5 protein-coding genes are annotated in these 5,039 nt (G+C 70.7%); all 5 read left to right on the forward strand.

Features of this window, described 5'->3' with window-relative positions; translation table 11 throughout:
• A partial coding sequence (locus H0W40_RS19120) for an FAD-dependent oxidoreductase (RefSeq protein ID WP_292449405.1) occupies positions 1-393 on the forward strand: 393 nt, incomplete at its 5' end.
• Positions 394-413: 20 nt separating this feature from the next.
• The gene (thiS, locus tag H0W40_RS19125; protein WP_292449407.1) at positions 414-611 is read left to right on the forward strand and encodes a sulfur carrier protein ThiS; all 198 of its coding nucleotides are present in this window, start codon (positions 414-416) and stop codon (positions 609-611) included.
• Positions 612-840: 229 nt separating this feature from the next.
• A complete protein-coding gene (locus tag H0W40_RS19130; protein ID WP_292449408.1) occupies positions 841-1,662 on the forward strand; it encodes a thiazole synthase in 822 nt (273 codons plus the stop codon).
• A gap of 191 nt (positions 1,663-1,853) precedes the next feature.
• Positions 1,854-2,762 carry a thiamine phosphate synthase gene (locus tag H0W40_RS19135; RefSeq protein WP_292449412.1) on the forward strand — a complete coding sequence of 303 codons (909 nt, stop codon included), beginning with the start codon at positions 1,854-1,856 and terminating at the stop codon, positions 2,760-2,762.
• 209 nt (positions 2,763-2,971) lie between these two features.
• Positions 2,972-4,615 (forward strand): alpha/beta hydrolase, encoded by a 1,644-nt coding sequence (locus H0W40_RS19140; RefSeq protein WP_292449410.1) that lies wholly within the window; start codon positions 2,972-2,974, stop codon positions 4,613-4,615.
• Positions 4,616-5,039 lie beyond the last annotated feature (424 nt).

Below are 5,039 nucleotides of genomic sequence, written 5' to 3' on the forward strand. Positions count from 1 at the left end.
CCGACCCGCCTGCTGCACCCGCGCTACCCGCTGTACGTCGCGCCCAAGCCCGAGGGCGTGTTCGTGATCGGCGCCACAGAGATCGAGTCCGACGATTGCTCGCCGGCCAGCGTGCGCTCCGCGCTCGAACTGCTGAGCGCGGCCTACACCGTGCATCCCGGCTTCGGCGAAGCGCGCATCCTGGAGATTGCCTCGCAGGTGCGGCCCACACTGCCCGACAACCTGCCCGCGCTGCGCTGTCTTGGCCCGCGCCGCGTGCAGATCAACGGCTTGTACCGGCACGGCTTCATGATCGCGCCGGCGTTGCTCGACGCGGTGCTGGAAATCATGGACACCGGCCGCCCGGCGCTGGCCGACCACTTCGAACTGCGCCTCGAAGGTTTCACCGATTGAGTTCAACGACCGAGCCGCTCATGCAGATTTTCATCAACCACCAGCCGCGGGAACTGCCCGAGGGCGCCACGCTGGCCGACGCCATCCAGGCCCTGCAGCCGCAGCCGCCCTTCGCCGCCGCCGTGAATCTGCAATTCGTGCCGCGCGCGGCCTACGAGCGGCAGCCGCTGCACGACGGCGACCGCATCGAAATCATCGCGCCCGTCACCGGAGGCTGAGCAAGACCATGCCGAAGATGGAACCGAACTGCCCGAAACAACCGCTGCAGCGTGTTGGCTCCTTCTCCCGCTCGCGGGAGAAGGCGGGGGATGAGGGTGTAGCGCACTGCGCCGACCCTCACCCCAACCCTCTCCCGCACGCGGGAGAGGGAGCAGAGCGCGTTCGCAACCGCATTGCGCGATCGTTTCATGCGCCGAGGACGAAGCGAAGCGCGATGGAGCCGCAGACATGACCCCTCAAACCTCCGTACACGCCACGGCCGAGCCCCTGGTGCTCTACGGCGAACCATTCGCCAGCCGCCTGCTGCTCGGCACCTCACGCTACCCCTCGCCCGCCGTGCTGCACTCGGCCGTGCAACGCGCGCAGCCGGCCATGCTCACCGCATCGCTGCGCCGCGAAGGCGCCGGCTCGGGCGAAGGCAACGGTGGCCAAAGTTTCTGGCAACTGCTGCAAACGCTCGGGGTGCCGGTGCTGCCCAACACCGCCGGCTGCCACAGCGCGGAAGAAGTCTTCACCACCGCCCAGATGGCCCGCGAGGTCTTCGACACGCCGTGGATCAAGCTCGAGCTGATCGGCGACGACTACAGCCTGCAGCCCGACACGCTCAACCTCGTCGAAGCGGCGCGGCGCCTCGTGCGCGACGGCTTCAAGGTGCTGCCCTACTGCACCGAAGACCTGGTGCTCTGCCAGCGCCTCGTCGATGCCGGCTGCCAGGCCGTGATGCCCTGGGCCGCACCCATCGGCACCGGCAAGGGCCCCGTCAATCCGTATGCGATGCGCCTGCTGCGCGAGCGCTTGAGCGTGCCGCTGATCGTCGATGCCGGCCTCGGCCTGCCTTCGCACGCCTGCCAGGTGATGGAGTGGGGCTTTGATGCGGTACTGCTGAACACCGCGGTCGCGCTCGCACAGGACCCGGTGGCAATGGCCGGCGCCTTCGCCGACGCGGTGCGCGCCGGGCGCAGCGCTTTTCTCGCCGGCGCCATGCGCGAGCAGCACGCGGCGCAGCCGAGCACGCCGGTGCTGGGCACGCCTTTCTGGCACGAAGCATGAACTCCAACGACGCCAACAGAAACCGCGACGGCAACCGCACGGACAAACGCATCGGTGGCCGCCCGGATGACCACGCCGGCGGCAACACGGCCAGTCGCATCGACGGGCGCATCAGCGGTCCCGAAGACAGCCGCATCGATGAGCGCACCAGCGACCGGATCGACAGCCGCACCGACCGCCGTATCAACGAGATGGCGCAGGCCATCGTGGCTGCCCACGGCCCCACCCTGGCCCTGCCGCTCGCCGACCCGGCGCCTCCTGTGCCCGAACACGATGAGCCCGAGTACCTGGCCGCGCTGCATGCCTGCACAGCGCTCGGCTTCATTGCGCCCGATGCCTTGTGCGTGGCCCGCGCATGGCGAAACAGGACGCATCGCACCGCAAACTTCGACGCGCGGCATTGGCCCGACGACCCCGCCGACTTCGGCGTGGCGCCCTACCCGCGCACCGACGCTTTCGCGCCGTGTCCGCACGCGCTGGGCCTGTACGCCGTGCTGCCCGACGCGGCCTGGGTGGGGCGCATGGCACATGCCGGCGTGCCGACCGTGCAATTGCGTTTCAAGTCCGACGACCCGCAAGCGGTACGCTGCGAAGTGCGAGCGGCCGTGGCCGCAGTGCGCGGCACCGGGGCAAGACTGTTCATCAACGACCACTGGCGCGACGCCATCGAAGCCGGTGCCTACGGCGTGCATCTCGGGCAGGAAGACCTGCGGGATATCGATGCCGACGGCCTCGCCGCCATCCGCACCGCCGGCCTGCGCCTGGGCCTGAGCAGCCACGGCTACGCCGAGATGCTGCGCGCTGATGCCCACAGCCCCAGTTATCTCGCGCTGGGCGCCGTCTTCCCCACCACACTTAAGCGCATGCCCACGCCGCCGCAAGGCATCGGCCGCCTGCACGCCTACGCGCGGCTGATGCGCAAGCTTGCGCTCGTGGCCATCGGCGGCATCGACGCGAGCCATCTTTCGGCCGTGCTGGCGAGCGGGGTCGGCTCGGTAGGCATCGTGCGCGCCTTGATACAGGCTCCGCAGCCCGAGGCGGCGGCGGCGAGGCTGGCCGCGATGATCGACGCGGCGACGGGCGCCAGCGACGGCCGCTGACGCGGCAAACCCTCGCGGCGCTCACCCCGGCTCGTACGGCAGCGAGCGGCACGGCCTGACACGGCGGCGCCATGCCGAGCGCTGCATCGCTCCGCCGAGCCTCAACGGGATTGCGGCAACCCCCTCCCGGAGCAGAATCCCGCCGAGGCCCGGTGCGCGAGTCGGCGGGCCGTCTCACGAGGAGGCGCGGCTTGACAAGCATGCAGCCGATGGCGGCTCCGCGGAGCATCTGTATCCACCTTCATGCCTATCCGCAGTTGCTGGTGGACGGCCGCAGCGTGCCCCTGCACCTCAAGCGCGCCTGGGCACTCGTCGCCTGCCTCAGCGACGCCGCGCCCAAGATGTCCCGCGCTCAGGCGGCCAACCTGCTGTGGCCGGATGCCGAAACCGGCGTCGGCCGCACGCGGCTGCGTCGCCTGGTACACCAGATCAACACCACCTGCGAGTTCGAGTCGGTGACGGGCGATACCGATGCGATCTGGCTCGCGCGCCGGGCCATCTCGCTCGCCATCGACCTGGCGCAGACACAGCTCGCCGCGCTGGCGGTGCTCGACGCGAAAGCCGGCCCCCTCGATGCCGCACGGCTGCTGCAACCCGCCTCGCACACGGTCCTGGCCGGCTTCGCGCTCGATTCCGAAACCTTCGAGGCATGGCTCGCGACCCGGCGCCGGGAGCATGAGCGCCTGTTGCTGCGGGCGCTGCAACGCCTGGCCGAGCACGAGCTGCTGCTCGGCCGCTTCGATGCAGCGCTGCAAGCGGCACGCCGGCTGCTCGACATCGACGGCTGTGTCGATGCGGGCCACGCGCTGACGATCGAAGCACTCGCCCGGCTGGGCCAGGGCGCGGCGGTCGAGGCGGCCTACGACCAGTGCGCCAGCCTCATGCGCCACGAGTTCGGCGTGCGGCCCTCGGCCGCGGTCGAGGCCGCGTATGCGGCGGCCTGCGCAGTGCTGCAGGGCGAGCCCTCGTCGCCGGCGGCCCGGCCACTGGCAGCGACCGCGACCGCGACGGCTCCGGTGCTGCGCTACGCGAATACCGCGCTGGGCTCGGTGGCCTTCGCGACCCTGGGCACAGGGCCCGACACGCTGGTGCTGGTGCCCGAGGTCTGGTCGCACGTCGAGGCTGCGCTCGACGAGCCGCGCATGCGCGGCGCGCTCGACCGGCTGGCGCAGCGCTTTCGCGTGGTGATGCTGGACCGCCGCGGCGCGGGTCTGTCCGAGCGCATCGGCGTGCCCAACACCCCGGAGGCGGCCGTCGAGGACGTGCTCGCGGTGATGGACTGCCTGGGCGCGCAGCGGGCCTGGCTGCTCGGCTCCTCGACCTGCGGGGCCGCGGGCATCGAACTCGCCGCGCTGCAGCCCGAGCGCGTGCTCGGCCTGATCCTCGTCGGCGTCAACGCCCTCGGCGCCTGGGCGCCCGACTATCCCTGGGCAATGGACGCCAAGGCGATGGAGACCTGGATCGCGGTCCTTCAAACGAGCTGGGGCAAGCCGACCGGCCTGCCCGCCTTCGCACCGAGCGTGGCGCACGAAGCGCAGGTGCAGGCGTGGTGGACGCGCACGCTGCAACACTCGACCACGCCCAACGGCATCGCACCGCTGGTGCGCACCTTGCACGCGATCGACGTGCGGCACCGCCTGGCGGACCTGCGGGTGCCCGCGCTCGTCGTGCAGCGCAAGGACGACTGCATCGTGCGCGCCGGCGCAGCCCGCTACCTTGCCTCGAGCATCCCGGGCGCGGAGCTGCTGATGGTCGAAGGCGCGGACCATTTCTTCTGGCACGGCGACAGCGACACGGTGCTGAGCGCCATGGAAGCCTTCGTGGACAGGCACTCTACGGAGTCACCGGGTTAATGTGCTCACACGAAGTTGCGTTCGATCGGCCACGGATGCTGTGATCGATCGGGACCCGCAGGGGTCGGCAGTCGGGGCCGTTGCGGGCGTTCGACAGGGTTGGTATACGGCGGTTCGGGGGGAGCAAAGCCGTGGGCGGGTGTGCGGCAGCGCGCCGGTGTGGCGGTCGGCCCTGCGGGCCGACTGTGCTGTGCTGCTCGGGCTTGCGGGCCGTCGCACAACTCGCTTCGTTCGCTGCGCTCACTGCGCTCAAACAGGTGCGACGAGTCAGATCACGAGGCGCGCTGCGCGCGCCGCCCACAAGCCCTGCGCTGCTCGCCGCCGCACAGGCGCGCTGCCGCACACCCACCCACGGCTTTGCAAGAGGTGCGTCCCCTCTATTTAGAAAGAAGGCGCTTCGCGGGCATCGAGCCCGCGAAGCGCC

The sequence above is a fragment of the Methylibium sp. genome (assembly GCF_013817345.1).
Lineage (GTDB): Bacteria > Pseudomonadota > Gammaproteobacteria > Burkholderiales > Burkholderiaceae_C > Methylibium.